The following is a 25,946-nucleotide window of genomic DNA, read 5'->3' on the forward strand; positions in this document are numbered from 1 at the left end:
AATCGATTTTGAAAGGAGATTATCCGTCGTGGAAAGAAATCTTAGAAAAACACGTACTGGTAAGGTAGTTAGCAACAAGATGGACAAGACAATCGTCGTTGCTATCGAGAACCACGTAAAACATCCGTTAATCGGAAAGATCGTTAAGAAGACATATAAGTTAAAAGCTCATGATGAGAAGAATGAGTGCAATATCGGCGATACAGTTAAAGTGATGGAGACAAGACCGTTATCCAAGGATAAGAGATGGAGACTTGTTGAAATCGTCGAGAAAGCAAGATAATTGATTCGAGGAAGGAGTATCAGGCATGATTCAGCAGGAATCCAGATTAAAGGTTGCCGATAATACAGGTGCAAGAGAACTGCTTTGTATCCGCGTTATGGGCGGTTCTACAAGAAGATATGCTAACATCGGTGATGTAATCGTAGCCTCCGTTAAAGAAGCAACACCAGGCGGCGTTGTTAAGAAGGGCGATGTAGTCAAAGCCGTTGTAGTTCGTTCTGTAAAAGGCGCACGTCGTAAAGACGGTTCTTATATTAAATTTGATGAGAACGCAGCAGTTATCATCAAAGATGACAAGACTCCAAGAGGAACCCGTATTTTTGGGCCGGTCGCAAGAGAGCTTCGTGAGAAACAGTTCATGAAGATCGTATCTCTGGCTCCGGAAGTATTATAAGGAGGTGCCAGGTAATGCATAAAATCAAAAAAGATGATATGGTAAAGATCATCGCAGGTAAAGATAAAGATAAAACTGGTAAAGTTCTGAGCGTAGACACCAAGAAGAACGAAGTTGTCGTTGAAGGCTGCAACATGGTAACAAAGCATACCAAACCGAGCCAGACAAACCAGAACGGCGGAATTGTTCATCAGGAAGCTCCGATCGACATCTCCAACGTAATGCTGTTCATTGACGGAAAAGCTACAAGAGTTGGCTTTGAAGTTAAAGACGGTAAGAAAGTCCGCGTTGCTAAGGCAACCGGTAAAGTAATTGACTAATAGCAGAGAGGAGGAAACACAAGTTGGCTAGATTAAAAGAAATGTACCAGAACGAGATCGTTGAAGCAATGATCAAGAAATTTGGTTATAAGAATATCATGGAAGTGCCGAAGCTCGATAAGATCGTTATCAACATGGGCGTAGGCGAAGCAAAAGACAACGCGAAAGTCCTTGACTCTGCAGTTCGTGACCTCGAGATCATCACAGGTCAGAAGGCAGTCCTTACAAAGGCTAAGAAGTCTGTCGCAAACTTCAAACTCAGAGAGGGCATGGCTATTGGATGCAAAGTTACCCTTCGCGGCGAGAAGATGTATGAGTTCGCTGATCGTCTGATCAACCTCGCTCTTCCGCGTGTACGTGACTTCCGCGGCGTTAACGCTAACGCATTCGACGGCAGAGGTAACTACGCACTCGGCATCAAGGAACAGTTAATTTTCCCAGAAATTGAATATGACAAAGTTGACAAGGTTAGAGGTATGGATATCATCTTCGTTACAACCGCTAAGACTGACGAGGAAGCTCGTGAACTGTTAACATTATTCAACATGCCGTTTGCAAAGTAATTAGGAGGATTTATCCATGGCTAAAACTTCAATGAAGATTAAACAGCAGCGTCCGGCAAAGTTCTCCACAAGAGAATACAACCGCTGCAGAATCTGTGGTCGTCCACATGCATATCTGAGAAAATATGGCATTTGCCGTATCTGCTTCCGTGAGCTCGCTTACAAGGGCGAGATCCCGGGCGTAAAGAAGGCAAGCTGGTAGGATTTAGCTGCTTAGAAAAGCGTCAGAAGTCAGGTGGGAACATCGTGTTTCCCCGCCTGGCCGTGCAGAGAAGCGCTTAATAGGCTGACTGGTCCCGTTCTTCGACCACAGGGAAAAGAACTTCCCTATACATCGTAACAACGCCTATACGGAAAACTTGTTTTCCCCAGGCCGAACAACACTCCTGTGCAGCGCGAATGATTCGCGAACCACAGTGACAAACCAACAATCCATTAGGAGGAAATATAATCATGACAATGAGCGATCCGATTGCAGATATGCTTACAAGAATTCGTAATGCAAACACTGCTAAACACGATACAGTAGATGTTCCGGCTTCCAAGATGAAATTAGCTATCGCTGATATCCTTGTAAGAGAAGGTTACATCAAGAAATATGACATCGTTGAGGACGGTGCATTCCAGACAATCCGCATCTCCTTAAAGTATGGCGCTGACAAGAACGAGAAGATCATCTCCGGAATCAAGAAGATCTCCAAGCCGGGCTTACGTGTATACGCTGGCAAGGAAGATATGCCGAAGGTACTTGGCGGACTTGGTATCGCTATCGTATCCACAAACCAGGGCATCATCACTGACAAGCAGGCTAGACAGCTTGGTGTCGGCGGCGAAGTTCTTGCATTTGTTTGGTAATTATTCCCATTGATGTTATCGCACCCCGCCTGCAAAGCTGAACATTGATCCAGCAGGGCGGAGTTTGCGTGCGTCTGGAGGCAACTTCAGACCAGATATAACATAGAAACTGAAAACAGAAAGTGTAAAAGCACTTTCCGAGAATCTAAGTAGGAGGTAAAAGGCATGTCACGTATTGGTAGAATGCCGGTAGCGATTCCAACAGGCGTAACTGTAACAATCGCAGAGAACAACAATGTGACCGTTAAAGGTCCGAAGGGAACACTGGTAAGAGATTTACCGGTAGAGATGGAAATCAAAGAAGAAGATGGACACATCGTCGTAACAAGACCGAACGATTTAAAGAAGATGAAATCTTTACACGGTCTTACAAGAACGCTAATCCATAACATGATCCAGGGTGTTACTGAAGGCTACGAGAAGAAGCTTGAGGTAAACGGTGTTGGTTACAGAGCTCAGAAGCAGGGCAAGAAGCTCACACTTTCCCTTGGTTACTCCCATCCGGTAGAGATGGAAGATCCGGAAGGTATCGAGACTGTTCTTGAGGGTCAGAACATCATCATCGTTAAGGGCATCAGCAAAGAGAAAGTCGGCCAGTATGCAGCTGAAATCAGAGAGAAGAGAAGACCGGAGCCGTATAAGGGCAAAGGTATCAAGTACGCTGATGAGGTTATCAGACGCAAAGTTGGTAAGACTGGTAAGAAATAATTTAAGGAGAGTGTAAAAATGGTTAGCAAGCAGTCAAGAAGCGAAATCCGCAGAAAAAAACACTATAGATTACGCAATCGCTTTGCTGGTACAGCAGAGAGACCGCGTTTAGCAGTGTTCAGAAGCAATAATCATATGTATGCTCAGATCATCGACGATTCCGTTGGACATACTTTAGTATCTGCTTCCACTCTTGAGAAAGAGATCAAAGCAGAGTTAGAGAACACAGATACCGTTGATGCAGCTGCATATATCGGAACCGTAGTAGCTAAGAGAGCAATCGAGAAAGGCATCAAAGAGGTCGTTTTCGATAGAGGCGGTTTCATTTATCAGGGTAAGATTCAGGCATTAGCAGATGCAGCCCGTGAGGCTGGTCTCGTATTCTAATAGAGAGGAGAAAACAGCATGAAGCGTACAATCATTGACGCAAGTCAGTTAGAGTTAAATGACAAAGTTGTTGCCATTAAGCGCGTATCCAAGACTGTTAAAGGTGGACGTACCATGAGATTTTCCGCTCTGGTAGTAGTAGGAGACGGCAATGGTCACGTAGGCGCAGGCCTTGGTAAAGCAGGTGAGGTTCCGGAAGCTATCCGTAAAGGTAAAGAAGCTGCTATGAAGAACCTTGTAGAGATCCCGATGGATGAGAACAAGAGCATCCCGCACGACTTCCTTGGCGAGTTCGGAAGCGCTTCCGTACTGATCAAGAGAGCTCCGGAAGGTACTGGTATCATCGCTGGTGGTCCGGTTCGTTCCGTAGTAGAGCTTGCAGGCATCAAGAACATCCGTACAAAGTCTTTAGGTTCCAACAACAAGACAAACGTAGTTCTCGCAACAATCGAAGGTCTTACAAAGTTAAAGACTCCAGAAGAGGTTGCTAAGAACCGCGGCAAATCTGTTGAAGACGTTGTTTGCTAATAGGAGGATAATAAAATGGCAGAGAAGTTAAAAATCACATTAGTAAAATCCCCTATCGGCGCTGTTCCGAAGCAGAGAGCGACAATCGAAGCACTTGGTTTAAAGAAGATGCACAAGACTGTCGAGATGCCGGATAATGGTGCAGTTAGAGGCATGATCCAGAATGTTAGACATCTGGTTAAAGTTGAAGAAATCTAATTGATATAAAGTAAGGAGGTGCAGTGATGAACTTATCTAATTTACATCCTGCTGAAGGATCTAAGCATAGTGATAGTTTCAGAAGAGGTCGTGGCCACGCTTCTGGAAATGGTAAGACAGCTGGTAAGGGACATAAGGGCCAGAAGGCACGTTCCGGCGCACCGAGACCTGGTTTCGAGGGCGGCCAGATGCCGTTATACAGACGTCTTCCGAAGAGAGGATTTACAAACATCAACTCTAAGGAGATAGTTGGAATTAATGTAAGCGTATTAGAGAGATTTGAGAATGACTCCGTAGTATCCGTTGAGACATTACTGGAGACAGGTGTGATCAAAAACCCGCAGGACGGCGTTAAGATTCTTGGTAACGGAGAGTTAACAAAGAAACTTGTCGTTAAAGCCAATGCTTTCAGTGAAGGCGCAAAAGCTAAAATTGAGGCAGTAGGTGGAACCTGCGAGGTGATCTAATATGTTAAAATCCTTACAGAAAGCATTTAAGGTGAAAGAAGTCCGCGACAGACTTCTTTACACCTTTATGATGCTTGTAGTCATCCGAATCGGCTGCTGTCTTCCGATACCGGGCGTTGATCCGAGCTATCTGCATGATTTCTTTTCAAATCTGCAGAACTCTGGAATGGGATTCTTTAATGCGATCACAGGAGGATCTTTCTCCTCCATGTCGATCTTCGCATTGAGTATCACCCCGTATATCACATCTTCCATCATTATGCAGTTACTCACAATTGCAATTCCGAAGCTTGAGGAAATGCAGAAGGACGGTGAGGATGGAAGAAAGAAGATTGCAGAGTACACCAGATATCTTACCGTCGGCCTGGCTCTCTTTGAGTCCTGCGCAATGGCAGTTGGCCTTGGCGGAAAGGGACTTCTTCTCGAAGACCACCGTAACATCTGGGGATATCTTACGGTCGTAGCCGCTATGACCGCAGGTTCTGCTCTTCTGATGTGGATTGGCGAGAGGATTACAGACAATGGAGTAGGAAACGGTATTTCCATCGTACTTCTGATCAATATCGTATCTGGTACTCCGCAGGATATGATGACATTATATGAGCGCTTTATGGCAGGCAGATCAGTTGCAGTCGCAACTGTATCAGGCATCATTGTACTGGCAATTATCGTTGCGATCGTTGTCTTTGTCCTCGTTTTAAACGATGCAGAGCGCCGGATCCCGGTACAGTACAGCAAGAAGATGCAGGGCCGCAGAATGATCGGCGGACAGTCTACCTACATTCCGTTGAAGGTAAACACCGCGAACGTTATTCCGGTCATCTTCGCTTCTTCCATCATGTCAATGCCGGTTATGATCGCTCAGTTCTTCCACGTTGATTATTCAACCATCGGTGGAAAGATCCTGTTAGCGTTGAGCTCATCCAACTGGTTTAAACCGGAAGCTCCGGCTTACTCCATTGGTATGCTCGTATATATCGTATTAGTCGTACTGTTCGCGTATTTCTATACGTCCATTACGTTTAACCCGCTGGAAGTTGCTAATAATATGAAGAAGTCCGGCGGCTTTATCCCGGGCATCCGCCCAGGTAAGCCAACCTCAGACTACCTCAACAATATCTTAAACTATATTGTATTTATCGGTGCCTGCGGACTGGTGATCGTGTGCATTATCCCGATCATCGCATCCGGTCTCTTCTCTGTCGGCAGTCTTTCCTTCGGCGGCACATCCCTGATCATTATTGCAGGTGTAATCCTCGAGACGATCAAGGCTGTGGAGTCTATGATGCTTGTAAGAAATTACAAGGGATTCTTAAATGATTGATCAAATAGAGAAATAGCAGCAGCTGCGTGCTGAAAATCGGAGCGGGCGGAAAGATGCTTTTCGCCCGCTTTTCGGTTTTTTAGGACGAGTGGAGGAAATTACAATTATGAAAATCATTATGTTGGGCGCACCGGGAGCCGGAAAAGGCACCCAGGCACAGAGAATCGCGGAAAAGTACGGAATCCCGCACATTTCCACCGGAGACATCTTCCGGGCAAACATTAAGAACGGAACAGAGCTTGGCAAGAAGGCAAAAGCATTCATGGACCAGGGACTTCTTGTTCCGGACGAACTGACGGTTGATCTTGTTATGGACAGAATCAGCCAGCCGGACTGCGAAAAGGGTTACATTCTCGATGGTTTCCCGCGTACGATCCCGCAGGCAGAGGCTCTCACAGAGGCTCTTGCCAAAAAGGGAGAGGCGATCGATTTCGCGATCGATGTTGACGTACCGGACGAAAAGATCGTTACCCGTATGGCAGGCCGCCGTGCATGCGTAAAGTGCGGAATGACTTATCACATCGTATATGCTGCTCCGAAGAAGGAAGGCATCTGCGACAAGTGCGGCGCTGAACTCATTTTAAGAGATGATGATAAGCCGGAGACTGTTACAAAACGTCTTTCTGTTTATCATGAGCAGACGCGCCCGCTCATCAGCTTCTATGCGGATAAGCACGTCCTCTACACCGTAGACGGAACGCAGAATATGGAACAGGTATTTGAGGCTATCACAAAGATTTTAGGAGCTTAAAATAATGGCAGTAACAATTAAATCGCCGAGAGAGATCGAACTGATGCGAAAAGCCGGAGAAATTCTGGCGCAGGTGCACGAGGAGCTGCATGCAGCTGTTCACCCGGGAATGTCCACTCTGGACATCGATAAGCTGGGAGAGCGTCTGATCCGCAGCCATGGATGTATTCCTTCCTTTAAAAATTACAATGGATATCCTGCATCCATCTGCGTGTCCGTAAATGATGAGATCGTACATGGAATTCCGAATAAGCACCGTATTTTAAAGGATGGCGATATCGTCAGCCTTGATGCGGGGACGATCTATAAGGGATACCATTCCGACGCAGCCCGCACCTGGGCAGTAGGAAACGTCTCCCCGGAAGCACAGAAACTGATGGATGTCACAAAACAGTGCTTTTACGAAGGTATTAAATTCGCGAAAGCAGGCAATCATCTGAATGATATCTCCACGGCAATCCAGGCATACGCCGAAAAATTCGGCTATGGCGTTGTCCGCGAGCTGGTTGGACATGGAATTGGTACCCACCTTCATGAAGATCCGGAGGTCCCGAACTTTGCGACAAAGAGAAGGGGAATCCTTTTACAGCCGGGTATGACTCTGGCCATTGAACCGATGATCAATGCCGGCACACCGGATGTAATCTGGATGGACGATGACTGGACCGTTGTTACAGCAGATCATGCCCTGTCCGCTCACTATGAGAATACGATCCTCATCACTGAGGGCGAGCCGGAGATTCTTTCCCTGCGCCCGGGCCTCGAATAGGAGGCACCGTATGGAAATGACCCCGGGATTCCTGGCAAGATCGCTTGCCGGAAATGACAAGGATAAAATCTATGTCATATCGGAGGACCTTGGAACATACGTTTCTCTGCTTGCAGAAAACGGCCGGGTCCTCCGGAAAAATAAAAAGCATGTCCAGATCATTAAGAAACGAAACAGGAGGTAAATTTTATGTCTAAGGCTGACGTAATCGAGATCGAAGGCGTCGTTGTTGAGAAACTGCCGAACGCTATGTTCCAGGTTGAACTTGAGAATGGCCACAAGGTATTAGCTACCATCAGTGGAAAACTGCGTATGAATTACATCCGTATTCTTCCGGGTGATAAGGTAACATTAGAGATGTCCCCGTACGATTTATCCAAGGGACGTATTATTTGGAGAGATAAATAGTATCCTTGACAAAGGGCTAAAAAAGTTGAAGAAAACCAATAAAAATGCTTGATTTTCCGCCAAGGAAGTGTTATAATGCTCAAGCGAACTTTGTTGGAACGCTTGTATTATGCCCATTTTCAGGTGCTTTTTATACAGGTATAGCAACCCGTAATGCCGTTCCCAGATGGCACGGAATCGGTGTGTTTCCGGCAGTAAAGGGAAGCGGACTACGAAGGAAAGGAGAATTACTGTGAAAGTAAGATCATCAGTAAAACCGATTTGCGAGAAGTGCAAGGTTATTAAGAGAAAAGGCAGTATCAGAATTATCTGTGAAAATCCTAAGCACAAACAGAGACAGGGCTGATGCCGCAATTTGCCTGTATTTTTTCGCGCGGCTTTGACATGAAACGCGAGAGTGCGTTGTTGTGTCGGCAATAACTATTTCTACAATATTTAAATGGAGGTACCACTCATGGCTCGTATTTCAGGTGTTGATTTACCAAGGGAAAAACGTGTCGAAATCGGCTTAACTTATATCTACGGTATTGGTAGAGCAAGTGCAGACCGTATTCTTGCTGCGGCTGGTGTAAATCCTGACACACGTGTAAAGGATTTAACCGATGACGAAGTAAAGAACATTGCAGCAGTAATCGCTGAGACTCAGACTGTTGAAGGTGACTTACGTCGTGAGATCGCTTTAAACATCAAGAGACTTCAGGAGATTGGATGCTACAGAGGTATTCGTCACAGAAAGAGTCTTCCTTGCCGTGGTCAGAAGACCAAGACAAACGCAAGAACATGCAAGGGTCCGAGAAAGACTGTTGCAAACAAGAAGAAATAATTATCAGTAACAAATGTTTTGAATCACGTTGCATGTTTTAAAGACAGGAAACAGGGTTCAGTAAATGAGAAAGTAGGTTAGTTTAAAATGGCTAAAAAAGTGTCCACTGCTAAAAAAGTGACAAAAAAGCGTGTAAAGAAAAACGTTGAACGCGGACAGGCGCACATCCAGTCATCTTTTAACAACACAATCGTGACATTAACAGATGCACAGGGTAATGCCTTATCTTGGGCAAGTGCAGGCGGTTTGGGATTTAGAGGTTCAAGGAAATCTACTCCATATGCAGCACAGATGGCTGCAGAAACTGCAACTAAGGCAGCTCTTGTACATGGTTTAAAATCCGTAGACGTTATGGTTAAAGGACCGGGATCTGGCCGTGAGGCTGCTATCCGTGCCCTTCAGGCATGTGGTCTTGAAGTAACAAGCATTAAGGACGTAACACCGGTTCCGCACAACGGATGCCGTCCGCCAAAGCGTAGAAGAGTCTAATTAGGAGGAAGTAAAATGGCAGTTGATAGAGTTCCTGTTCTTAAAAGATGCAGATCCCTTGACCTTGATCCCATTTATTTAGGAATAGATAAAAAATCCAACAGAGAATCTAAAAGAGCAAACAAGAAGATCAGTGAGTATGGTCTTCAGTTAAGAGAAAAACAGAAAGCTAAGTTCATCTATGGCGTTCTGGAGAAGCCGTTCCGTAACTACTACGATAAGGCTGAGCGTTTAAACGGACAGACAGGTGAAAACCTTATGATCCTTCTTGAGCGCAGACTTGACAACGTTATCTTCCGTCTTGGTTTCGCAAGAACAAGAAAGGAAGCAAGACAGATCGTTGACCACAAGCACGTTCTTGTAAACGGCAAGTGCGTAAACATCCCGTCCTACCTTGTAAAGGCTGGAGATGTTGTTGAGATCAGAGAAAAGAACAAAGGCGACAACCACTACAAGCTGGTTCTCGAGACCACAGCTGGCCGTCTTGTTCCGGCATGGTTAGAGTCTGACCATGAGAACTTAAAGGGCGAGATCAAAACTCTTCCGACAAGAGAAGAGATCGACGTTCCTGTAAACGAGATGCTCATCGTCGAGTTATACTCCAAATAATTCACCGGAGCGGTTTTTACAAAGTATCTGGCCATTTCCGGCCGGATGCTTTGTGTTCTAAAAGAACGCTTCGTGGCATTTGTCAAAGCATACCCAAAAGGAGGGGCTTTTTGTGTTCGATTTTGAGAAACCAAACATTGAGATTGCTGAGATTTCCGAAGATAAAAGATACGGAAAGTTTGTCGTAGAACCGCTTGAGAGGGGTTACGGCACAACTCTGGGAAATTCCCTGAGAAGAATCATGCTTTCTTCTTTACCGGGTTCTGCTGTCAGCCAGGTGAAAATTGATGGTGTACTTCATGAGTTCAGTTCCATCGCCGGCGTTAAGGAAGACGTAACTGAGATCATCATGAACATCAAGAGCTTAGCAATTAAGAACAACAGTGATACAAACGAGCCGAAGACTGCGTACATCGAGTTCGAGGGTGAGGGTGTGATCCACGCTTCTGACATTCAGACAGATGCTGATATCGAGATCCTGAATCCGGACCAGGTTATCGCAACCTTAAGCGGCGGCGCAGACAGCAAGTTCTACATGGAACTTACGATCACCAACGGCCGTGGCTACGTAAGCGCTGATAAGAACAAGAGCGACGATCTTCCGATCGGAGTTCTCGCTGTAGATTCCATTTACACACCGGTTGAGCGTGTCAATATGTCTGTTGAGAACACCCGTGTTGGTCAGCAGACAGACTACGATAAGCTCACACTTGAGATCTACACAAACGGAACACTGGATCCGGACGAGGCAGTCAGCCTTGCTGCTAAAGTTTTAAGCGAGCATCTGAATCTCTTCATCGACCTCTCTGAGAATGCAAAGACTGCAGAGGTTATGGTTGAAAAGGAGAACAACGAGAAAGAAAAAGTTCTTGAGATGAACATCGACGAGCTGGAGTTATCCGTTCGTTCCTACAACTGTCTCAAGAGAGCAGGTATCAATACCGTTGAAGAGCTTTGCAGCCGCACTTCTGAGGATATGATGAAGGTTAGAAACCTTGGTCGCAAGTCCCTCGAGGAAGTACTTGCAAAGTTAAAAGAACTGGGCTTACAGCTCAATTCCAGTGACGAACAGTAAATTTTGGTTGTGATACATTCACCCGGAAGGTAAGTCCGAAGGGCGCAGAAGGGGCGTAGAGCGACTCATTATGGAGAAAAAGGCGGCAGCCCAGTAAGTCCAAAGAAGCGTGGGCGGCTGTTCCACAAATGGAGGAAATTAAATCATGGCAGGTTATAGAAAACTCGGAAGAACTTCCAGTCAGAGAAAAGCATTACTTAGAATCCAGGCTACAAACCTTTTATATCATGGAAAGATCGTTACAACTGAGGCTAGAGCTAAAGAAGTAAGAAAGATCGTTGAGAGCCTGATCGCTCTTGCAGTAAAAGAGAAAGATAACTTCGAGACTGTTAAAGTTACAGCTAAGGTTGCCCGCAAGGACGCTGACGGCAAGAGAGTAAAAGAAGTTGTTGACGGTAAGAAAGTTACTGTATACGACGAAGTTGAGAAGGAAATCAAGAAGGACATGCCGTCCAGACTTCATGCAAGAAGACAGATGGTAAAAGCTCTTTATGACGTAACAGAGGTTCCGACAGCAGCAGCTGGTAAGAAGAAAAACACAAAGAAAGTTGATCTTACAAACAAGCTGTTCAACGAGATCGCTCCGAAGTACGCTTCCCGTAACGGTGGTTACACAAGAATCATCAAGATCGGTCAGCGTAAGGGCGACGGTGCTATGGCAGTTCTGATCGAGCTCGTTTAATTCTAATTTAATACGAAATCGCTGAAGACCGGTAGAATACGTGTGAGCGTGTTCTGTCGGTCTTCTTTTAGTGAGCGCAGAGGAAATACAAGCGGCTGCGAAGAAGAAATCTGTTTTTTCCGTGCCATTAACGGGCAAACTGCCTGCGAAGCAGGCGGTAGAGTGCGTAAACGCGGGTTTGCAAGTGAGCGGATGGTTCATGTTGAGTACTCATAGTACGAAAAAAGACCATAGACACTATCTGATAAATAATGTGTCTATGGTCTTTGTGACTTTCGTGTTTAGTTTATTCCGAGCTGTCGCTGGAACTGCTCAAAGAACTCGTTGAATGCCGCGGCGTTTGCCGGGTCTTTCATTAAGTTTGTGATGGTGAGTACATAGAAGAACTCGCCGATGCCGAGAAGAACGGCGATAACGCCGAGGATGATTCCGGCTGCTGCGGTGCCTCTGAAGGGCTGGCCTTTTTTGGAGATGATGGCGAAGCAGACCGCCCCGACGCCGCAGATGATAGCGACCGGGAAGGCGAAGCAGCAGAGCGTTAAGAGAGCGAAGATCCCGCTGATCAGGGAGATCGTCGCGAAGGAGTTCTTTTCGCGTCTCGGGCGCTGCGGCTGGTTCTGCCAGTAGGGCGGCTGTCCGTTATTGTACTGATTTTGCCAATACGGCGGCTGCCCGTTCTGCGGTGGGAACTGTCCGCTGTTCTGCTGATTCTGCCAGTATGGATTCTGTCCAGGATTCTGAGGCGGGATCTGTCCGTCATTCTGTGGATTCTGCCAGTATGGATCCTGTCCGTTATTCTGAGGCGGGATCGGCTGTCCGTTCTGTGGATTCTGATCTGCAGCCTGTGTTTCCTGGCTTATATCTTTATATTCAGATGAATTCTGATCTTCGTAATCTGCCATGAAAATTCCTCCTGTTGTAATTCTGCGGCGCTGCCGCCAAAATGCTCATAGCACTGTTCCCTGATAAAAAAGGCTGGTCAGCTCCTCGATGTTTAAGAAAAATAATACGGAACAGTTATCGTATAGTTTAACATGAAACGCCGTCCATGTCCACATTTAAGTTGCATAAGAGCATGGATTGAATTATAATGGAGAATGACATCTCCGGCGGCTTTATGCTTTCCGGGGTAGAACTAGAAGGAGAAAGAACATGGACATTTTAGGCGTACTGACTGCGGAATTGGGAGTGAAAATGAGCCAGGTCGAGGCGGCTGTGAAGCTCATTGACGAGGGAAACACGATTCCGTTTATTGCCAGATACCGGAAGGAAGTAACCGGTTCCTTAAACGATGAGGTATTAAGAAACCTGGATGAACGATTAAAATATCTGAGAGGTCTTGAAGACCGCAAGACTCAGATTCTCGCATCGATCGAGGATCAGGGAAAACTGACGGCTGATTTAAAGAAGAAGATCGAGGAAGCCGAGACTATGGTGGCGGTGGAGGACTTATACCTGCCGTTCCGCCCGAAGAGAAAGACAAGAGCCAGCATGGCGAAGGAGAGAGGTCTGGAGCCGCTGGCTGATACGATCCTGCTGCAGATGACAAAAGAACCGATGGAGACACTGGCTGCCCAGTATGTCTCCGAGGAGAAAGGCGTTGCAAACGCGAAAGAGGCCATTGACGGCGCAAAGGATATCCTTGCAGAGCGCATCTCCGAGGTGGCAAAATACCGTGCATACATCCGCAATGTGACAAAAGAGGAAGGTTCTATCGTCTCCGCGGCGAAGGACGAGAAGACAGAGTCCGTTTACGAGATGTACTATCATCACGAGGAGCTTGTAAGAAAGTGCGCTGGACACAGGATTCTCGCCTTAAACCGCGGTGAGAAGGAAAAGATCCTGACTGTAAAGATCGCGGCTCCGGAGGAGAAGATCTTACGCTACTTAAATAAGATGGTCATCACAAGAGAGAACCCGGTGACAACTCCGGTCTTACAGGAAGTGATCGCAGACAGCTACAACCGTCTCATTGCCCCGGCTATCGAGCGTGAAGTGAGAAATCTCATGACCGAGAAGGCGGAGGACGGTGCCATCAAGATCTTCGGAAAGAACTTAGAGCAGCTTCTCATGCAGCCTCCGATCGCAGGCCGCGTGGTATTGGGATGGGATCCGGCGTTCCGTACCGGCTGTAAGTTAGCAGTCGTTGACGCCACAGGAAAAGTCCTGGATACCGTGGTCATTTACCCGACCGCACCGCAGAACAAGGTGGAGGACGCGAAGAAGACCTTAAAGAAGCTCATCGAGAAATACAATATCTCCCTGATCTCCGTCGGAAATGGAACGGCTTCCAGAGAGTCCGAGCAGATCATCGCGGAGTTTATCAAGGAGATCCCGGAACACGTCCAGTACGTGATCGTAAATGAGGCGGGAGCTTCCGTATATTCCGCCAGTAAGCTTGCCACAGAGGAATTCCCGAAATTCGACGTGGGACAGAGAAGTGCCGTCTCCATCGCACGACGTCTCCAGGACCCGCTTGCGGAGCTCGTAAAGATCGATCCGAAGTCCATCGGTGTCGGCCAGTATCAGCATGATATGAACCAGAAACATCTGAGCGAGGCTCTTGGAAACGTTGTTGAGGACTGCGTAAATAAGGTGGGTGTCGACTTAAATACGGCGTCCGCATCTCTTTTAGAGTATATTTCCGGTATCTCCAAGGTGATTGCGAAGAACATCGTCGCATACCGTGAGGAGAACGGCGCGTTTACGAACCGCCGCCAGCTCTTAAAGGTCGCAAAGCTTGGCCCGAAGGCATTTGAGCAGTGTGCCGGATTTATGAGAATCGCAGGCGGGGACAATCCGCTTGACGGAACCTCCGTACATCCGGAGTCTTATAAGGCAGCGCTGGAGTTATTAAAGCGTGCAAAGATCGAACCGGAGGAGATCGCGAAGGGCGGCGTGGCCGGAATCAGCAAAAAGATCACAGATTACAAGAAACTTTCCGCGGAGCTTGAAGTCGGTGAGGAGACCTTAAAGGATATCGTAAAAGAGCTGGAAAAACCGGCGAGGGATCCGCGTGAGGAGATGCAGAAGCCGATCTTAAGGACCGATGTCCTTGATATGAAGGACTTAAAGCCGGGAATGATCTTAAAGGGAACCGTCAGAAATGTCATCGATTTTGGCGCTTTCGTAGATATCGGTGTCCATCAGGACGGTCTGGTGCATATTTCCCAGATGTCCAGGAAGTATATCAAGCATCCGCTTGAGGCTGTCAGCGTTGGGGATATCGTTGAGGTGAAGGTCCTTGGAGTGGATATGGCGAAGAAGAGGATTTCCTTATCTATGATATTGGATGAGGAATAAATTTTAAACTATCGATACGAAGGAACGTTTAGTTGACGGAATACACGGGCCAGACGGAGAATATTCCGGCGAGCCGAAGAAATGGAGGAGTCAGTCATGAAGTATAATTTTGATGAAGTGATCGACCGTAAGGGAACCTATGCAGTGAAGGTTGAGCGCCTGCCGAAGGGAGCGGACAAGGATTCTCTTGCCCTCTGGGTGGCAGATATGGACTTTGCCTGCGCAGAACCGATCTTAAAGGCTCTCCATGAGCGGATCGACCGGAAGATCTTTGGCTATACCATGTACGATGCGGACGAGTGCATGGACGCTGTGACAGGCTGGATGAAGAAGCGCTATGGCTGGGATGAGAGCAGAGAGAACCTGTTCTTCTGTCCGGGCGTTGTGGCTGCCTATGCAGCGCTCATCAACCTCCTCACGGAGCGGGGGGACGGGATCGTTCTCCAGCGCCCGATCTACTATCCATTTACGAATAAGGCCAACAGCAACGGCCGCATTCCGGTGGACAATGCCCTGATCTATGAGAACGGTGCTTACCGGATCGACTTTGAGGATCTCGATAAGAAGATGGCGGACCCGGCAAACAAGGTTCTCGTGGTGTGCAGCCCGCATAACCCGACAGGCCGTGTCTGGACAGAAGATGAGCTTAAAAAGACGGTTGAGATCTGTAAAAAATATGACAAATGGATCATCTGCGATGAGATCCACTGTGATCTGATCCGCCGCGGCGTGACCTTCACACCGATCATGAATGTAGCTCCGGAGTATGCGGACCATATCGTTGTCTGCACGGCACCGAGCAAGACCTTCAACCTTGCCGGAATGAAGACCTCCAACATCGTGATCCACAATAAAGAGCTTCAGAAAAAGTGGAAAGACTATGTAAATGGCAGCCTGTCCATGGACGGTGCTTCCGCTCTGGGCATGACGGCGATGATCGCGGCCTACACAGAAGGGGAAGAGTGGCTGGAGCAGCTGAAGGACTATCTGGATGGAAACTTCGCGTATATCGACGAATATTTAAAGAAATATCTTCCGAAGGCTCATCTCGTCAAGGCAGAGGGAACCTACCTCGCGTGGATTGATCTCAACGGGTACGTTGACCGGGATGAGAAAAAACTGGAAGAACTGATGCAGAAGAAAGCAAAGGTCGCTCTGGATGAGGGATATATCTTCGGTGAGGAGGGACGCGGATTTGAGCGCATCAACGTCGCTTCCCCGCGCAGCGTCATCGAGGAGTGTATGAACCGGATCCGGACGGCATTTGAAGAGGAAAAACTGGTATGAAAATTCAGGTGAAAATGACAGCGAGAGATATTTTTGATTTCTCCATGTACAGCGCGTATTCGGGATTTGCCGGGATCTTTACATTCGTGTTCCTGATCCTGGTCATCGGGATTCTCGGATACGCATGGAGCTCAGTGGCAGTGATGCAGAGAGTCATGCTTTTGGGCTGTATCATCCTTTTTGTGTTTGTCCAGCCGATCATGATCTGGATGAAGGCAAAGGCGCATGCGAAAACGACCGGATACTCAACGCCGATCAATCTTGACGTTTCGGATGAGCAGATCGGGGTCGAACAGGCCGGTGTGACCGGAGAATTGAAATGGGATCAGATCTGGAAAGTCGTTCGGATCCCGAACATGTATATTATCAAGGTCGGACCGACAAACGGATATCTTGTGCCATTCCGGTCTATTGAAGGGAGACAACAGGAGTTTGTCGATTTCTGCAAGCGGAATCTTCCGCCGAAGAAGACGAAAGGATTAAAGGCATGATAAAAGAAACAAACGCACCGGAGGAGACCTTCGCCTTTGGAAAAATGCTTGGGGAACAGGCAAAGCCAGGCGAAGTGATCTGCCTGAACGGCGATCTCGGCGTCGGAAAAACAGTTTTTACGAAGGGCTTTGCTGAGGGACTCGGGATCACGGAGCCGGTAAACAGCCCTACCTTCACGATCGTCCAGCAGTATGACAGCGGAAGAATGCCGTTGTACCATTTTGATGTGTACCGGATCGGTGACATCAGCGAGATGGATGAAGTCGGATATGAAGACTGCTTTTACGGGGAAGGCGTGACTCTTATTGAGTGGTCCAACATGATCGAGGAGATCCTGCCGGAGCATGTGAAGACTGTCACCATCGAGAAGAACCTGGAAAAGGGCTTCGATTACAGAAAGATCACGGTGGAGGAAAAATAGATGCGGATTTTAGGAATTGAAAGTTCCTCACTGGTGGCATCGGCGGCCATCTATGAGGACGGGATCACGATGGCGGAATATACGGTGGATTTTAAGATGACCCATTCGCAGACCCTGCTGCCGATGATCGATGAGATGGTAAAACTTGTGGGGATCGATCTGAATACGATCGACGCCATCGCAGTATCCGGCGGTCCGGGATCCTTTACGGGCCTCAGAATCGGGTCTGCGACGGCGAAGGGACTTGGACTGGCATTAAATAAGCCGCTGATCCATGTTCCGACGCTTGACGCGACAGCGTACAACCTGTTCGGTGCATCCGGACTGATCTGTCCGATCATGGATGCGAGAAGAAACCAGGTCTACACGGGAATCTATCGCTTTGAGAAGAAATTTGAGACCGTGATGGATCAGGATGCGATGGATATGGGTGAGCTGATCGAAAAACTGAACGCGATGGGCGAGCGCGTGATCTTCTTAGGTGACGGTGTGCCGGTCTACGAGAAGCAGATCGCGGAGAAGATGACCGTGCCTTATGATCTTGCCCCGGCGCATGTAAACCGCCAGAGAGCCGCATCTGTGGCCGCTCTCGGTGCTGTCTATTTTGCGGAGGGAAAGATGGAGACTGCCATGGAGCATAAGCCGGACTACCTGAGAAAGTCCCAGGCGGAGCGGGAGCGCGAGGAGAGAGAAGAGAAGGAAAAGAACGCCTGATATTTCGCAAAAATAATAAAAATCATATACAGAGAAATCAATAAATAAAAAGTGGGATTGCTGTCCGGCGAGCAAAGCGTCGGTGAGTAGTCCCACTTTTTAACTGTCATGGAATTCTGAAAATTTCCCCAGCAAGGAATGGGGGATATAGGGGAATATGATGTCATTCGTTATTTGAATTTTCAAGAAAGTCCACCGCCCTCGATCTTGCCGAGATAGTCATTTTTCGCTTTTACGAATTTCAGAACGTCCACAGCTATTCCTCCAGATCAAATACAAAATCACAGCATTTACCGTCCTCCATCAGAGTTCTTGTTCTTGTCATTTTGATCTTGGAATTCATGCCTTTATAAAACGGTTCATCGCGTCCGCAGGATAAGACAGCTCCGAGATCCTTCATCCCGATACGTTCATACATGGCAACATACTGACATTCCAGAACATCTTCACAAAGATGTTTTTTTCCGTCTCCACTCCATGCAAGGTTTAAGGCACCGTTCGATGACCAGGGTTCCATCTGCATACGGATTGCCTGCAGGTCATTTCTTCCGAAGAGCGCCGCATATTCCTGACCTTCTTTAAAGGCGATGTCGAAGATGACTTTTTTTACGATCTCATATGTTTTTTCGTGTCCGAGTTCCTTTTCAAACGCGTCGATAAATGGCTTGACCATAAGCGCTTCAATTTCTCTTCTCAAAATGATCGGTACATCGTAAATTGTCTTCATGTGGTTTCCTCCTTCATGTGTACAAAGTCCCGGCTGCTACAGACCGGTAAGAAAATTGATTTTTTGATTCTTTTTATAAAAAAGCAGCAGTCCGACCACGGATTGGCTGAACTGCTGCGTCTTTCAGAAGTTATTTCTGTTCGCCCTCGTTTTTCTTTCTCTCTGCAAGTCCATTCAGGTAATAGAGAGTTGCCCAGCATGCATCGTGTGCGGCGGTCTGGTAGCTCAGAGTATCTGGATAGATCTCCACGAAATCCATGCCCTTTGCACCTGCGAGTCCGGCCTCGTGAAGCATCATGCACAATTCATAAGATGTTAATCCGCACATATCCTGCGGTCCCTGCGGCATGCTCGCTGCGTCAAGGCAGTCGGAACAAACAGTGATATACATCAGATCGGTATCTTTTGAGGCGATCTCAATTGCTTTTCGGATGGATTCTTTCCAGCCATTCTCTTTGATCTCTCTTGCGAGAATCACAGTTGCACCATATTTTTTTGCATTTGCAAATTCCTCTTTATGGTTACGCGGTCCGCGGATACCGATGTGAACGATCTTTGTGGAATCCATATTCGGATCATTGTAAAGCTGATAGAACGGAGAGCAGCGGGCATATTCATCATCACCAAAGTTGGAGTAATTGTCAAGATGGGCATCAATATGGAGAACGCCGACCCGCTTTGGATGACGTTTTGCAATCTCACTGATGATCGGATAAGCGATTCCATGGTCACCACCGAATGTGATCGGGAGTGCGTGGGCATCTTCAATCTGGCCGATCCTCTCTCTGATCGCTTCAAAGGTAAGCGGATAATCACCGTTTCTGCATGCGACATCGCCGAAATCACCGACTTTTAAGTAATCGAATGCATCAAGGTCAAAGTCCGGAAGATAGCCGGTATAGCGGATCGATACAGAACGGATTGCTTTCGGTCCTTCTGTGCAGGAAGAGTATCCGCCGATCGTGCATCCGCCTTCCCACGGAACACCGGTGACAACGGCATCCATGGAGGAAAGTTCACTTTCATTTTCAAGAACCGGAAGATTCAGCCAGGACGGAACTCCGCTGTAAATGTTGTTGGGTAAAAACGCCGGATCATAAATCGTTGGTTTGCTGTTTTTCATAATGTCATTTCCTTTCTTTGCTCAATTGCCCCATTGTCGAGGGCCATTTTTTACTTATGGTTATGAAGCAGTCAACAGTTACATGAAAACTGTATATGTCGCATTAAAAGACTTAATTTTATGCTTCTTTTGCATCGGCGGAATCAAGGATGTGAAGATTCAAATGTTCAGAGAGATATTCCAGTGTATATCCGCCGCCGATGCTGTTGCCTTTTTCGTCAAGTGCCGGTCCATAGATTCCAATTCCCATACGGCCTCCCACACAGGACAGGATTCCGCCGCCGACACCGCTTTTGGATGGGATTCCCACACGAACGGCAAATTCCCCGGAACGGTCGTACATGCCGCAGGTCAGCATAAGGGTTTTTAATGTTCGGACGACTTTTTTGTCGAGAAGGCGTTTTCCGGTAGTGGTGGAAATACCTCCGTTTGCAAGAAGAAGACCTAATTCGGATAATGATCTGGCATTTACACTTAAGGAACAAAGCTTAAAGTAGAGATCCAGAGTCTGGAGAACATCCCCCTTTAACACGCCCTTGCTCTTTAACAGATATCCGATCGCCCGATTCCTGTCGCCGGTCGCTTTTTCGGAGCGGTAGACGGATTCATCCAGAACGATTTCATTGTCATTACATAAGGTGCGGATAAATTCCAGCATCTTCTCGAAAGAGAAACGCCCTGCCAGAAGACTTACAACTTCAATGGCCCCAGCATTGATCATTGGATTGAACGGGCGGTTGCTCGCTGTGTCAAGCTTTAAAATTGAATTGAACGCATCCCCGGACGGTTCCATCATCACATTCTTAAAGACCTTTTCTTCACCGATGTATTGCAGTGCTGCTGCGAGGGAAACAATTTTACAGATACTCTGTATAGTAAAACGGCATTCGGAATCGCCAAATTCGATATGACGACCATCTTCTGTTTTAATACATAGTCCAAAATGTACTGGATTTGCTTTCCCAAGCTCAGGGATATAATCTGCGACTTTTCCCTGCAGCAGAAATTTTCGCCCATACTCCCAGGCATCTTTCGCAACTTCCTCCAGCATATATTCACCTCTTCTCATGTGCATGTATGTGTTAATGCTTTAACCGGCAAAAACACCAATAAAACTTGAAATACCAAGGATCAGGGAGATCGCAAAGATCATCAGACCAATAATGTTCTGAAGCATGGAGTTCTTATATTCACCCATAATTCTCTGACGGCTTGCAAGGTAAAGAGTAACACCTACAACGACCGGGAGTGCGATTCCATTTACAGCCTGAGCAGTCATGATCAGTGCTAACGGGTTGGTGCCAATTGCGGAAATAATAATTCCGACGATCAGAATGATTGCGCTTGTTCCTAAGAAACGTTTATCGGAGCCGTCTGTCTTCCAGTCAAAAAGTCCGGCTAATACGTAAGAGACACTGATCGGAGAGCAGAGCGCACTGGAAATACCTGCGGAGAGAAGTCCTAATGCCATGAAAGGCTGAGCGAAACGTCCGAGTGTACCTTCAAGCTGTACAGCCATATCCATTGCGTTGTTAACGCTCATGCCGCGCATAACCACTGCGGATGTGATCATAATGGAACCGGTGATAACACCGCCGATGATCATCGGTACGGTTGTGCCAAACATACAGAGCGGAAGTTCTTCCTTTGTATGCCATGTTCTCTGGGCACTTGCAGCATGCAGGAACATGTTGTACGGAACAACGGTCGTTCCGATGAGGGAAAGACATGTCATCAGTCCGCCCTTCGGGACTGTCGGGATGCAGCCGCGGAGCAGTTCGCCAAAATCGGGGCGAACAATGAGCATTGTCATAAGAAAGACGATTGCCATTAAGGTGACACATACACTTAAAAGCTTTTCCAGATATTTAACGGCATCACCGACAAAGAGGAGAACGATCAGAACGATAACTCCTAAGATCGGAGCCATGATTCTTGTCGGAACACCGGTCAGTGCGCTGGCTCCCATTGCCGTTCCGGTAAGGTCACCGCCCATATATGCGAGTCCGCCGATGGTGATCGCGATGATGACAAGGCCACATAAAATGTTTCGAAGAAGCGGACGGTCTGCAAAGTCATGCTTCATGTTTTCTGCGAGACCTTCCTGAGTGATGATACCGATCCTTGCCGCCATACCCTGCATGACGATAACTGCGATAACGGAAAAGACAACACACCAGAAAAGTGTGAAACCGTAAGTTGCACCTGCCAGTGTACAGCTTGTTACGGTTCCGGGACCGATGAATGATCCCACGATCACGAAGCCGGGTCCAAGGGAAGCAAGTTTTTCTTTCATAGTAAATTTACGAGTGACATTATTGGAATTCACCATGCTTTTTTCTCCTTTTTTAGTTGATCGATATGAATGTTCTAGTTATTCGGCCGAAAAAATGGAACTTTTGTAACTGTGTTGACAATATAGCATAGGAATGATAAAATGACAATAATTGTCAACTTGCTTTTGATAATATCAAACTCTGTTTGACAGGAGGAGGTATTTTGCCATTGGATGAATCGAAAAATGTTACGGAAAAGAATACAAAGGCTACGGAACGTCAGATCCAATCGGTTCAGCGTGCGATCAACATACTGAACTGCTTTACGATGACAAATTCTGCCCTGACGCTGGGACAGATCAGCAATCAGCTCAATTTGAACAAAGGCACAGTCCATGGAATCCTGAGTACGCTTTACCAGAATGGATATATCAGCCAGAATGGAAATGGGCAGTACATGCTGGGGGCGGCGCTGTTTAACAAAGCCTGTCTCGCTGCCGGGACGCGCCAGAGCATGTGCATTGACCGGGGTCATGACAGACTGCTGGCGTTAAGTAATCAGTTCCAGTTAAACGGAACCATGTTTGCAATGGAAGAAAAGCAATTGAGAGTGATTGACACAACTGAACCGACAAACTGCCCTTTTATTGTCCAGCGTGTGTCACCACAGATATCTCTGTATGATTCTGCAAGCGGAAAGATTCTGTTGGCATATTTATCGGAAAAAGAAAGAGCGGAATATCTGGAAAGGATGCCGATGACACCGTTCCAGAAGTCTTTCGAGGATAAGCAGAAGAATTTTGACGTGGAGTTATACCGGATCCGTAAAAATGGATATTCAGAAGAATACGACGCTCTTTTTACCGGAGTATCAGCGCTGTCAGTGCCGATCTTTAACCGATATCATAATGAATTGTTTGGAAGTGTGAGCCTGACGGGAATGAGTCCGATGATAAAGAAGAGAAGACAGGAGATTATTGCTGCGCTTCAGGCGCATGCGCGTTATCTGCAGGATTGTCTGCGTTTTTAAAGCAGAAAGAAATGGTGGCCGGATCAGATCCAGCCACCATCCATTTTTATGATCTGACCGGTCAGGTAATCCGGTGCTTCTACGAGTTTCATGACGAGGTCTGCGACTTCCTCCGGCTTTCCCATGCGGCCGGCGGGAATCTCGTCTAAGAGCATCTCATGCTCCTCCTCAGATAAAAATCCGTTCATCTCCGTATCAATGGCCCCGCAGGCGATGGCGTTCACCTGGATGCCGGAGGGGGCGAGTTCCTTGGCGAGGGCCATGGTGAGACCGTTGACGCCGCCTTTTGTGGCAGAGTAGGCCGCTTCGCAGGAGGCACCGCAGACACCCCAGACGGAGGAGATATTGATGATTTTTCCGCTGTGGTTGTGGATCATTCCCGGAATCGCCAGCTTCGTGCAGTGGAAGACAGAGGACAGGTTCGCGGAGAGGATTCGGTTCCAGTCCTCGAAACTTAGATCCTGTAAAAGGCCGATGATGGAGATTCCGGCGTTGTTTACGAGGACATCCACATGGCCGAAGTGGGACTCGATTTCCTTAAAAAGACGCTGGCAGTCATTCGAATTTCCGACATCCGCCTGTACCGCCAGACACTCTGCGCCCAGCGCCTCAACTTCTTTTTTCACTTCTTCCAACCGATCTGTGCTTCGGGCACAGTTGATCACGATCCGGTATCCACAGGAAGCAAATTTTAAAGCCACCGCCCGTCCGATCCCGCGGGATGAGCCGGTGACGAGAACTGTTTTTTTCATAATGAACTCCTATTTGCGTATAAAACTTTGTTGCTTTGTAACTGTTCAGTAGGTCTGCGCACTTGCTGCGCTGACCGTAAGAAAACATAGGCTGGAAGGCAAAAATCCCATCAGCGAAGCTGATCTGGAATGGATTTTTGCACGTAACTATGAAGGTACTGAATAGTTACGTTGCTTTTTGATGAGATCACAGCTGCCGGAAATGATCGGACTATAAGAATTCCGAGGATTGATGAAAACGGCAGATATGCATATTTTAAGGGAATAACACCGGAATTACAATAGGATTCCGGAAAAATCCACTGCAGTCCGGGCAGCGCATGGACTTTGGCTCGTTGTTCGCGTAAATAAGAGAGCCATGATCGCATCAGGATCAATGCAGTCATGGCTTTCGGCTTCGATATGGTTATTTCTGCAGTCTTGCCTCATTTAAGCTCATTCCGCCGCGGATATTGGCCTCAATGACGAGAAGGTCACCGTACTCCGTCTGGCTGTCGATAATGGAAGCCTGTTTTGTCAGAGATTTCCCGTCGAAAGCGGTTTTTCTGCGCATCTGGCGGAGTGTCTTCGCGAAGCCTGCGGTACGCGGCTGGTAAACATCTAACGGGTGGAGTCCAAGGACGACTCCGGAGCGGAGACCGAGGTTATCCATTGCGTCGGAGATGTTTGAGGTTGGGAAGTTCTTGTAGCTTTCGATCCAGTAGGTTCTTTCTTCTTTGTTGAAAATCATAATGTGTACCGCAGCCTGATATATATGTGCAGCTGCGATTCTCTTTTCAAAAAAATTGCAGGAAACGAATGGGGCTCTTCCCATGCAGCTATCATTTGATTTGCTGACAGTATCTTAATTATAACAGAAAGACATCAATAGTTTTATAAATTCAGGACAATTCACTATGCCAAAATATTATGAAGGTCAATTCCTGAAATTTATCGGTAACGCCCTTAAGGAAAATGCGGTCATACTCACTTGCATGTCTGCGTTTTCTCACATCATATTAATGGTAAATTTTGCCACAGGAATGCCACTTAAATTCCGGGAAAATTGATTGTATAATAGATATGTATGGTGCTATACTATAGAAGCCGCATTGTGTGCTGACTGACCGCGTGGTGCGGACAGAAGACGATAGGAAACAGGTGTAAATACTGAGATTGGAGGCATCATGGAACAGATCTATGACTTGATCATTATCGGTTCCGGTCCGGCGGGACTCGGGGCTGCGATCTACGCAAAACGTGCGGAGTTAAAGACCCTCGTGATTGAAAGAGAGATGATGAGCGGCGGACAGGTGCTTACAACATATGAGGTAGACAACTATGCGGGACTTCCGGGGATCGGCGGCTTCGATCTGGGAATGAAATTCCGGGAGCATGCCGATAAGCTGGGCGTGGAGTTTGCGAAGGATACGGTCTTAAAAATTGAGACCGCGGACCTTGCGGATGAGAACGAAGTCTTAGAGGCGGCAGAAGCGGGAGCGGGACACCCGCCTGTGATCCGTCAGGTAGTGGGAAAAAAGGAGACGAGACTCGCGAAAGCGGTCATTATCGCTTCCGGTGCCCACCACAGAAAGCTTGGCATCCCGGGGGAGGCAGAGCTTACGGGAAAAGGCGTTTCCTACTGTGCGACCTGCGACGGCGCGTTCTTCCGGAAAAAGATAACGGCGGTGGTCGGAGGCGGGGATGTTGCCCTTGAGGACGCGATCTTCCTTGCGAGACTCTGTGAGAAGGTCTATGTGATCCACAGGAGAGACGAATTCCGTGGAGCGAAAAGCCTGCAGAAGCGCCTAATGGAGCTTCCAAACGTGGAAATTCTCTGGGATACTGTGCCGGAGGAGATCTGTGGAACGGAAAAAGTGGAGACACTGAAGCTTCTCAATAAAAAGACCGGGGAAAAGAGAGATCTGGCTGTGGACGGCGTGTTCGTCGCAGTGGGAATCACCCCGAACAGTGAAGAATTTAAGGGATCCGTAGATATGGATCCGGCAGGATATATTGCGGCCGGGGAGGACGGAAAGACGAATGTTCCGGGAATCTTCGCGGCAGGAGACGTCCGTACAAAGGCGCTCCGCCAGGTCGTTACGGCAGTGGCAGACGGGGCAAATTGCGTTGCGTCTGTAGAACAGTACCTGTATGGTATAGAGTAGGAATTTTCTGAACTGAAAATTCCGTATGATACGGCAGCGGC

The 25,946-nt window shown here is 47.4% G+C and carries 36 protein-coding genes; 29 read left to right on the forward strand and 7 right to left on the reverse strand.

The features are described from left to right. The first annotated feature begins 28 nt into the window (after positions 1-28). The 22 genes from rpsQ to DXA87_RS02775 all read left to right on the forward strand — a co-directional run bounded on the left by rpsQ (position 29) and on the right by DXA87_RS02775 (position 11,633). Positions 29-283 (forward strand): 30S ribosomal protein S17, encoded by a 255-nt coding sequence (gene rpsQ / locus DXA87_RS02675; protein WP_021905520.1) that lies wholly within the window; start codon positions 29-31, stop codon positions 281-283. A 25-nt stretch (positions 284-308) separates the two neighbouring features. Further along, positions 309-677 (forward strand): 50S ribosomal protein L14, encoded by a 369-nt coding sequence (rplN, locus tag DXA87_RS02680; protein ID WP_015553836.1) that lies wholly within the window; start codon positions 309-311, stop codon positions 675-677. Between the two features lie 14 nt (positions 678-691). Further along, positions 692-997 (forward strand): 50S ribosomal protein L24, encoded by a 306-nt coding sequence (gene rplX, locus DXA87_RS02685; protein WP_117503173.1) that lies wholly within the window; start codon positions 692-694, stop codon positions 995-997. Between the two features lie 23 nt (positions 998-1,020). Further along, the gene (gene rplE / locus DXA87_RS02690; protein ID WP_021905519.1) at positions 1,021-1,560 is read left to right on the forward strand and encodes a 50S ribosomal protein L5; all 540 of its coding nucleotides are present in this window, start codon (positions 1,021-1,023) and stop codon (positions 1,558-1,560) included. A 16-nt stretch (positions 1,561-1,576) separates the two neighbouring features. Beyond that, positions 1,577-1,762 (forward strand): type Z 30S ribosomal protein S14, encoded by a 186-nt coding sequence (locus DXA87_RS02695; protein WP_008396318.1) that lies wholly within the window; start codon positions 1,577-1,579, stop codon positions 1,760-1,762. 251 nt (positions 1,763-2,013) lie between these two features. Next, a complete protein-coding gene (rpsH, locus tag DXA87_RS02700) occupies positions 2,014-2,415 on the forward strand; it encodes a 30S ribosomal protein S8 (protein ID WP_015553834.1) in 402 nt (133 codons plus the stop codon). A 165-nt stretch (positions 2,416-2,580) separates the two neighbouring features. Next, positions 2,581-3,123: a 50S ribosomal protein L6 gene (gene rplF / locus DXA87_RS02705; protein ID WP_117503174.1), complete on the forward strand. Its 543-nt coding sequence runs from the start codon at positions 2,581-2,583 to the stop codon at positions 3,121-3,123. An 18-nt stretch (positions 3,124-3,141) separates the two neighbouring features. Continuing rightward, entirely contained in the window at positions 3,142-3,510 is a 369-nt protein-coding gene (rplR, locus tag DXA87_RS02710; protein WP_015553832.1) for a 50S ribosomal protein L18, read from the forward strand. An 18-nt stretch (positions 3,511-3,528) separates the two neighbouring features. Further along, positions 3,529-4,038 (forward strand): 30S ribosomal protein S5, encoded by a 510-nt coding sequence (rpsE, locus tag DXA87_RS02715; RefSeq protein WP_015553831.1) that lies wholly within the window; start codon positions 3,529-3,531, stop codon positions 4,036-4,038. Positions 4,039-4,053: 15 nt separating this feature from the next. After that, entirely contained in the window at positions 4,054-4,236 is a 183-nt protein-coding gene (rpmD, locus tag DXA87_RS02720) for a 50S ribosomal protein L30 (protein WP_015553830.1), read from the forward strand. Positions 4,237-4,262: 26 nt separating this feature from the next. Then, positions 4,263-4,703: a 50S ribosomal protein L15 gene (gene rplO, locus DXA87_RS02725; RefSeq protein ID WP_015553829.1), complete on the forward strand. Its 441-nt coding sequence runs from the start codon at positions 4,263-4,265 to the stop codon at positions 4,701-4,703. Position 4,704: 1 nt separating this feature from the next. Then, entirely contained in the window at positions 4,705-6,027 is a 1,323-nt protein-coding gene (secY, locus tag DXA87_RS02730; protein WP_117503175.1) for a preprotein translocase subunit SecY, read from the forward strand. 106 nt (positions 6,028-6,133) lie between these two features. After that, positions 6,134-6,778, forward strand: coding sequence for an adenylate kinase (locus DXA87_RS02735; protein WP_117470223.1), 645 nt, complete (start codon positions 6,134-6,136; stop codon positions 6,776-6,778). A gap of 4 nt (positions 6,779-6,782) precedes the next feature. Next, positions 6,783-7,547, forward strand: coding sequence for a type I methionyl aminopeptidase (map, locus tag DXA87_RS02740; RefSeq protein WP_015553827.1), 765 nt, complete (start codon positions 6,783-6,785; stop codon positions 7,545-7,547). Positions 7,548-7,557: 10 nt separating this feature from the next. Continuing rightward, a complete protein-coding gene (locus DXA87_RS17875) occupies positions 7,558-7,731 on the forward strand; it encodes a hypothetical protein (RefSeq protein WP_158552999.1) in 174 nt (57 codons plus the stop codon). Positions 7,732-7,736: 5 nt separating this feature from the next. Continuing rightward, the gene (infA, locus tag DXA87_RS02745; protein ID WP_015553825.1) at positions 7,737-7,955 is read left to right on the forward strand and encodes a translation initiation factor IF-1; all 219 of its coding nucleotides are present in this window, start codon (positions 7,737-7,739) and stop codon (positions 7,953-7,955) included. 232 nt (positions 7,956-8,187) lie between these two features. Beyond that, positions 8,188-8,301: a 50S ribosomal protein L36 gene (rpmJ, locus tag DXA87_RS02750; RefSeq protein WP_003022746.1), complete on the forward strand. Its 114-nt coding sequence runs from the start codon at positions 8,188-8,190 to the stop codon at positions 8,299-8,301. A 108-nt stretch (positions 8,302-8,409) separates the two neighbouring features. Next, the gene (gene rpsM / locus DXA87_RS02755) at positions 8,410-8,778 is read left to right on the forward strand and encodes a 30S ribosomal protein S13 (protein WP_015553824.1); all 369 of its coding nucleotides are present in this window, start codon (positions 8,410-8,412) and stop codon (positions 8,776-8,778) included. Positions 8,779-8,865: 87 nt separating this feature from the next. Beyond that, positions 8,866-9,267, forward strand: coding sequence for a 30S ribosomal protein S11 (gene rpsK / locus DXA87_RS02760; protein ID WP_015553823.1), 402 nt, complete (start codon positions 8,866-8,868; stop codon positions 9,265-9,267). Between the two features lie 15 nt (positions 9,268-9,282). After that, a complete protein-coding gene (rpsD, locus tag DXA87_RS02765) occupies positions 9,283-9,876 on the forward strand; it encodes a 30S ribosomal protein S4 (protein ID WP_015553822.1) in 594 nt (197 codons plus the stop codon). A 112-nt stretch (positions 9,877-9,988) separates the two neighbouring features. After that, positions 9,989-10,951, forward strand: a complete 963-nt coding sequence (locus tag DXA87_RS02770) for a DNA-directed RNA polymerase subunit alpha (RefSeq protein WP_117470158.1) — start codon at positions 9,989-9,991, stop codon at positions 10,949-10,951. A gap of 145 nt (positions 10,952-11,096) precedes the next feature. Continuing rightward, positions 11,097-11,633, forward strand: a complete 537-nt coding sequence (locus tag DXA87_RS02775; RefSeq protein ID WP_015553821.1) for a L17 family ribosomal protein — start codon at positions 11,097-11,099, stop codon at positions 11,631-11,633. A 281-nt stretch (positions 11,634-11,914) separates the two neighbouring features. Here DXA87_RS02775 and DXA87_RS02780 read toward each other — a convergent pair whose 3' ends face one another. After that, positions 11,915-12,535 (reverse strand): DUF4190 domain-containing protein, encoded by a 621-nt coding sequence (locus DXA87_RS02780; RefSeq protein WP_117503176.1) that lies wholly within the window; start codon positions 12,533-12,535, stop codon positions 11,915-11,917. A 250-nt stretch (positions 12,536-12,785) separates the two neighbouring features. Between DXA87_RS02780 and DXA87_RS02785 the strand changes: the two genes are divergently transcribed. The 5 genes from DXA87_RS02785 to tsaB all read left to right on the forward strand — a co-directional run bounded on the left by DXA87_RS02785 (position 12,786) and on the right by tsaB (position 17,850). Next, on the forward strand, positions 12,786-14,936 hold the full coding sequence (locus DXA87_RS02785) for a Tex family protein (RefSeq protein ID WP_117503177.1): 2,151 nt from the start codon (positions 12,786-12,788) through the stop codon (positions 14,934-14,936). A gap of 96 nt (positions 14,937-15,032) precedes the next feature. Continuing rightward, positions 15,033-16,223: a MalY/PatB family protein gene (locus DXA87_RS02790; protein WP_117503178.1), complete on the forward strand. Its 1,191-nt coding sequence runs from the start codon at positions 15,033-15,035 to the stop codon at positions 16,221-16,223. Beyond that, entirely contained in the window at positions 16,220-16,714 is a 495-nt protein-coding gene (locus DXA87_RS02795) for a YcxB family protein (RefSeq protein WP_117503179.1), read from the forward strand. The genes DXA87_RS02790 and DXA87_RS02795 overlap by 4 nt, the downstream gene beginning before the upstream one ends. Then, positions 16,711-17,136 (forward strand): tRNA (adenosine(37)-N6)-threonylcarbamoyltransferase complex ATPase subunit type 1 TsaE, encoded by a 426-nt coding sequence (tsaE, locus tag DXA87_RS02800; RefSeq protein ID WP_015553816.1) that lies wholly within the window; start codon positions 16,711-16,713, stop codon positions 17,134-17,136. Before DXA87_RS02795 ends, tsaE begins: the two co-directional genes overlap by 4 nt. Then, positions 17,137-17,850, forward strand: coding sequence for a tRNA (adenosine(37)-N6)-threonylcarbamoyltransferase complex dimerization subunit type 1 TsaB (gene tsaB / locus DXA87_RS02805; RefSeq protein ID WP_117503180.1), 714 nt, complete (start codon positions 17,137-17,139; stop codon positions 17,848-17,850). A gap of 256 nt (positions 17,851-18,106) precedes the next feature. On the opposite strand, the gene DXA87_RS02810 is transcribed toward tsaB, so the two are convergent. From DXA87_RS02810 to DXA87_RS02825, 4 genes are all read right to left on the reverse strand, one after another. After that, positions 18,107-18,577, reverse strand: coding sequence for an L-2-amino-thiazoline-4-carboxylic acid hydrolase (locus DXA87_RS02810; protein WP_117503181.1), 471 nt, complete (start codon positions 18,575-18,577; stop codon positions 18,107-18,109). Positions 18,578-18,707: 130 nt separating this feature from the next. Beyond that, positions 18,708-19,700, reverse strand: a complete 993-nt coding sequence (locus DXA87_RS02815; RefSeq protein ID WP_117503182.1) for an agmatinase family protein — start codon at positions 19,698-19,700, stop codon at positions 18,708-18,710. Between the two features lie 118 nt (positions 19,701-19,818). After that, positions 19,819-20,751 carry a glutaminase A gene (gene glsA / locus DXA87_RS02820; RefSeq protein ID WP_117470165.1) on the reverse strand — a complete coding sequence of 311 codons (933 nt, stop codon included), beginning with the start codon at positions 20,749-20,751 and terminating at the stop codon, positions 19,819-19,821. Between the two features lie 39 nt (positions 20,752-20,790). Next, the gene (locus tag DXA87_RS02825; RefSeq protein WP_015553811.1) at positions 20,791-22,032 is read right to left on the reverse strand and encodes an Nramp family divalent metal transporter; all 1,242 of its coding nucleotides are present in this window, start codon (positions 22,030-22,032) and stop codon (positions 20,791-20,793) included. A 173-nt stretch (positions 22,033-22,205) separates the two neighbouring features. On the opposite strand from DXA87_RS02825, the gene DXA87_RS02830 reads away from it, so the two are divergent. After that, entirely contained in the window at positions 22,206-23,006 is an 801-nt protein-coding gene (locus DXA87_RS02830; RefSeq protein ID WP_117470166.1) for an IclR family transcriptional regulator, read from the forward strand. A 23-nt stretch (positions 23,007-23,029) separates the two neighbouring features. Here DXA87_RS02830 and DXA87_RS02835 read toward each other — a convergent pair whose 3' ends face one another. Together DXA87_RS02835 and DXA87_RS02840 are read right to left on the reverse strand one after the other, a co-directional pair. Then, positions 23,030-23,761 (reverse strand): SDR family oxidoreductase, encoded by a 732-nt coding sequence (locus tag DXA87_RS02835; RefSeq protein WP_117503183.1) that lies wholly within the window; start codon positions 23,759-23,761, stop codon positions 23,030-23,032. A gap of 403 nt (positions 23,762-24,164) precedes the next feature. Continuing rightward, positions 24,165-24,488 carry an RraA family protein gene (locus DXA87_RS02840; protein WP_147326506.1) on the reverse strand — a complete coding sequence of 108 codons (324 nt, stop codon included), beginning with the start codon at positions 24,486-24,488 and terminating at the stop codon, positions 24,165-24,167. Positions 24,489-24,924: 436 nt separating this feature from the next. Here DXA87_RS02840 and trxB point away from each other — a divergent pair, with 436 nt between their 5' ends. Then, positions 24,925-25,905 carry a thioredoxin-disulfide reductase gene (gene trxB / locus DXA87_RS02845; RefSeq protein WP_015553807.1) on the forward strand — a complete coding sequence of 327 codons (981 nt, stop codon included), beginning with the start codon at positions 24,925-24,927 and terminating at the stop codon, positions 25,903-25,905. Positions 25,906-25,946: the final 41 nt, after the last annotated feature.

This window comes from Desulfotomaculum sp. OF05-3 (genome assembly GCF_003435535.1).
Lineage (GTDB): Bacteria > Bacillota > Clostridia > Lachnospirales > Lachnospiraceae > Pilosibacter > Pilosibacter fragilis.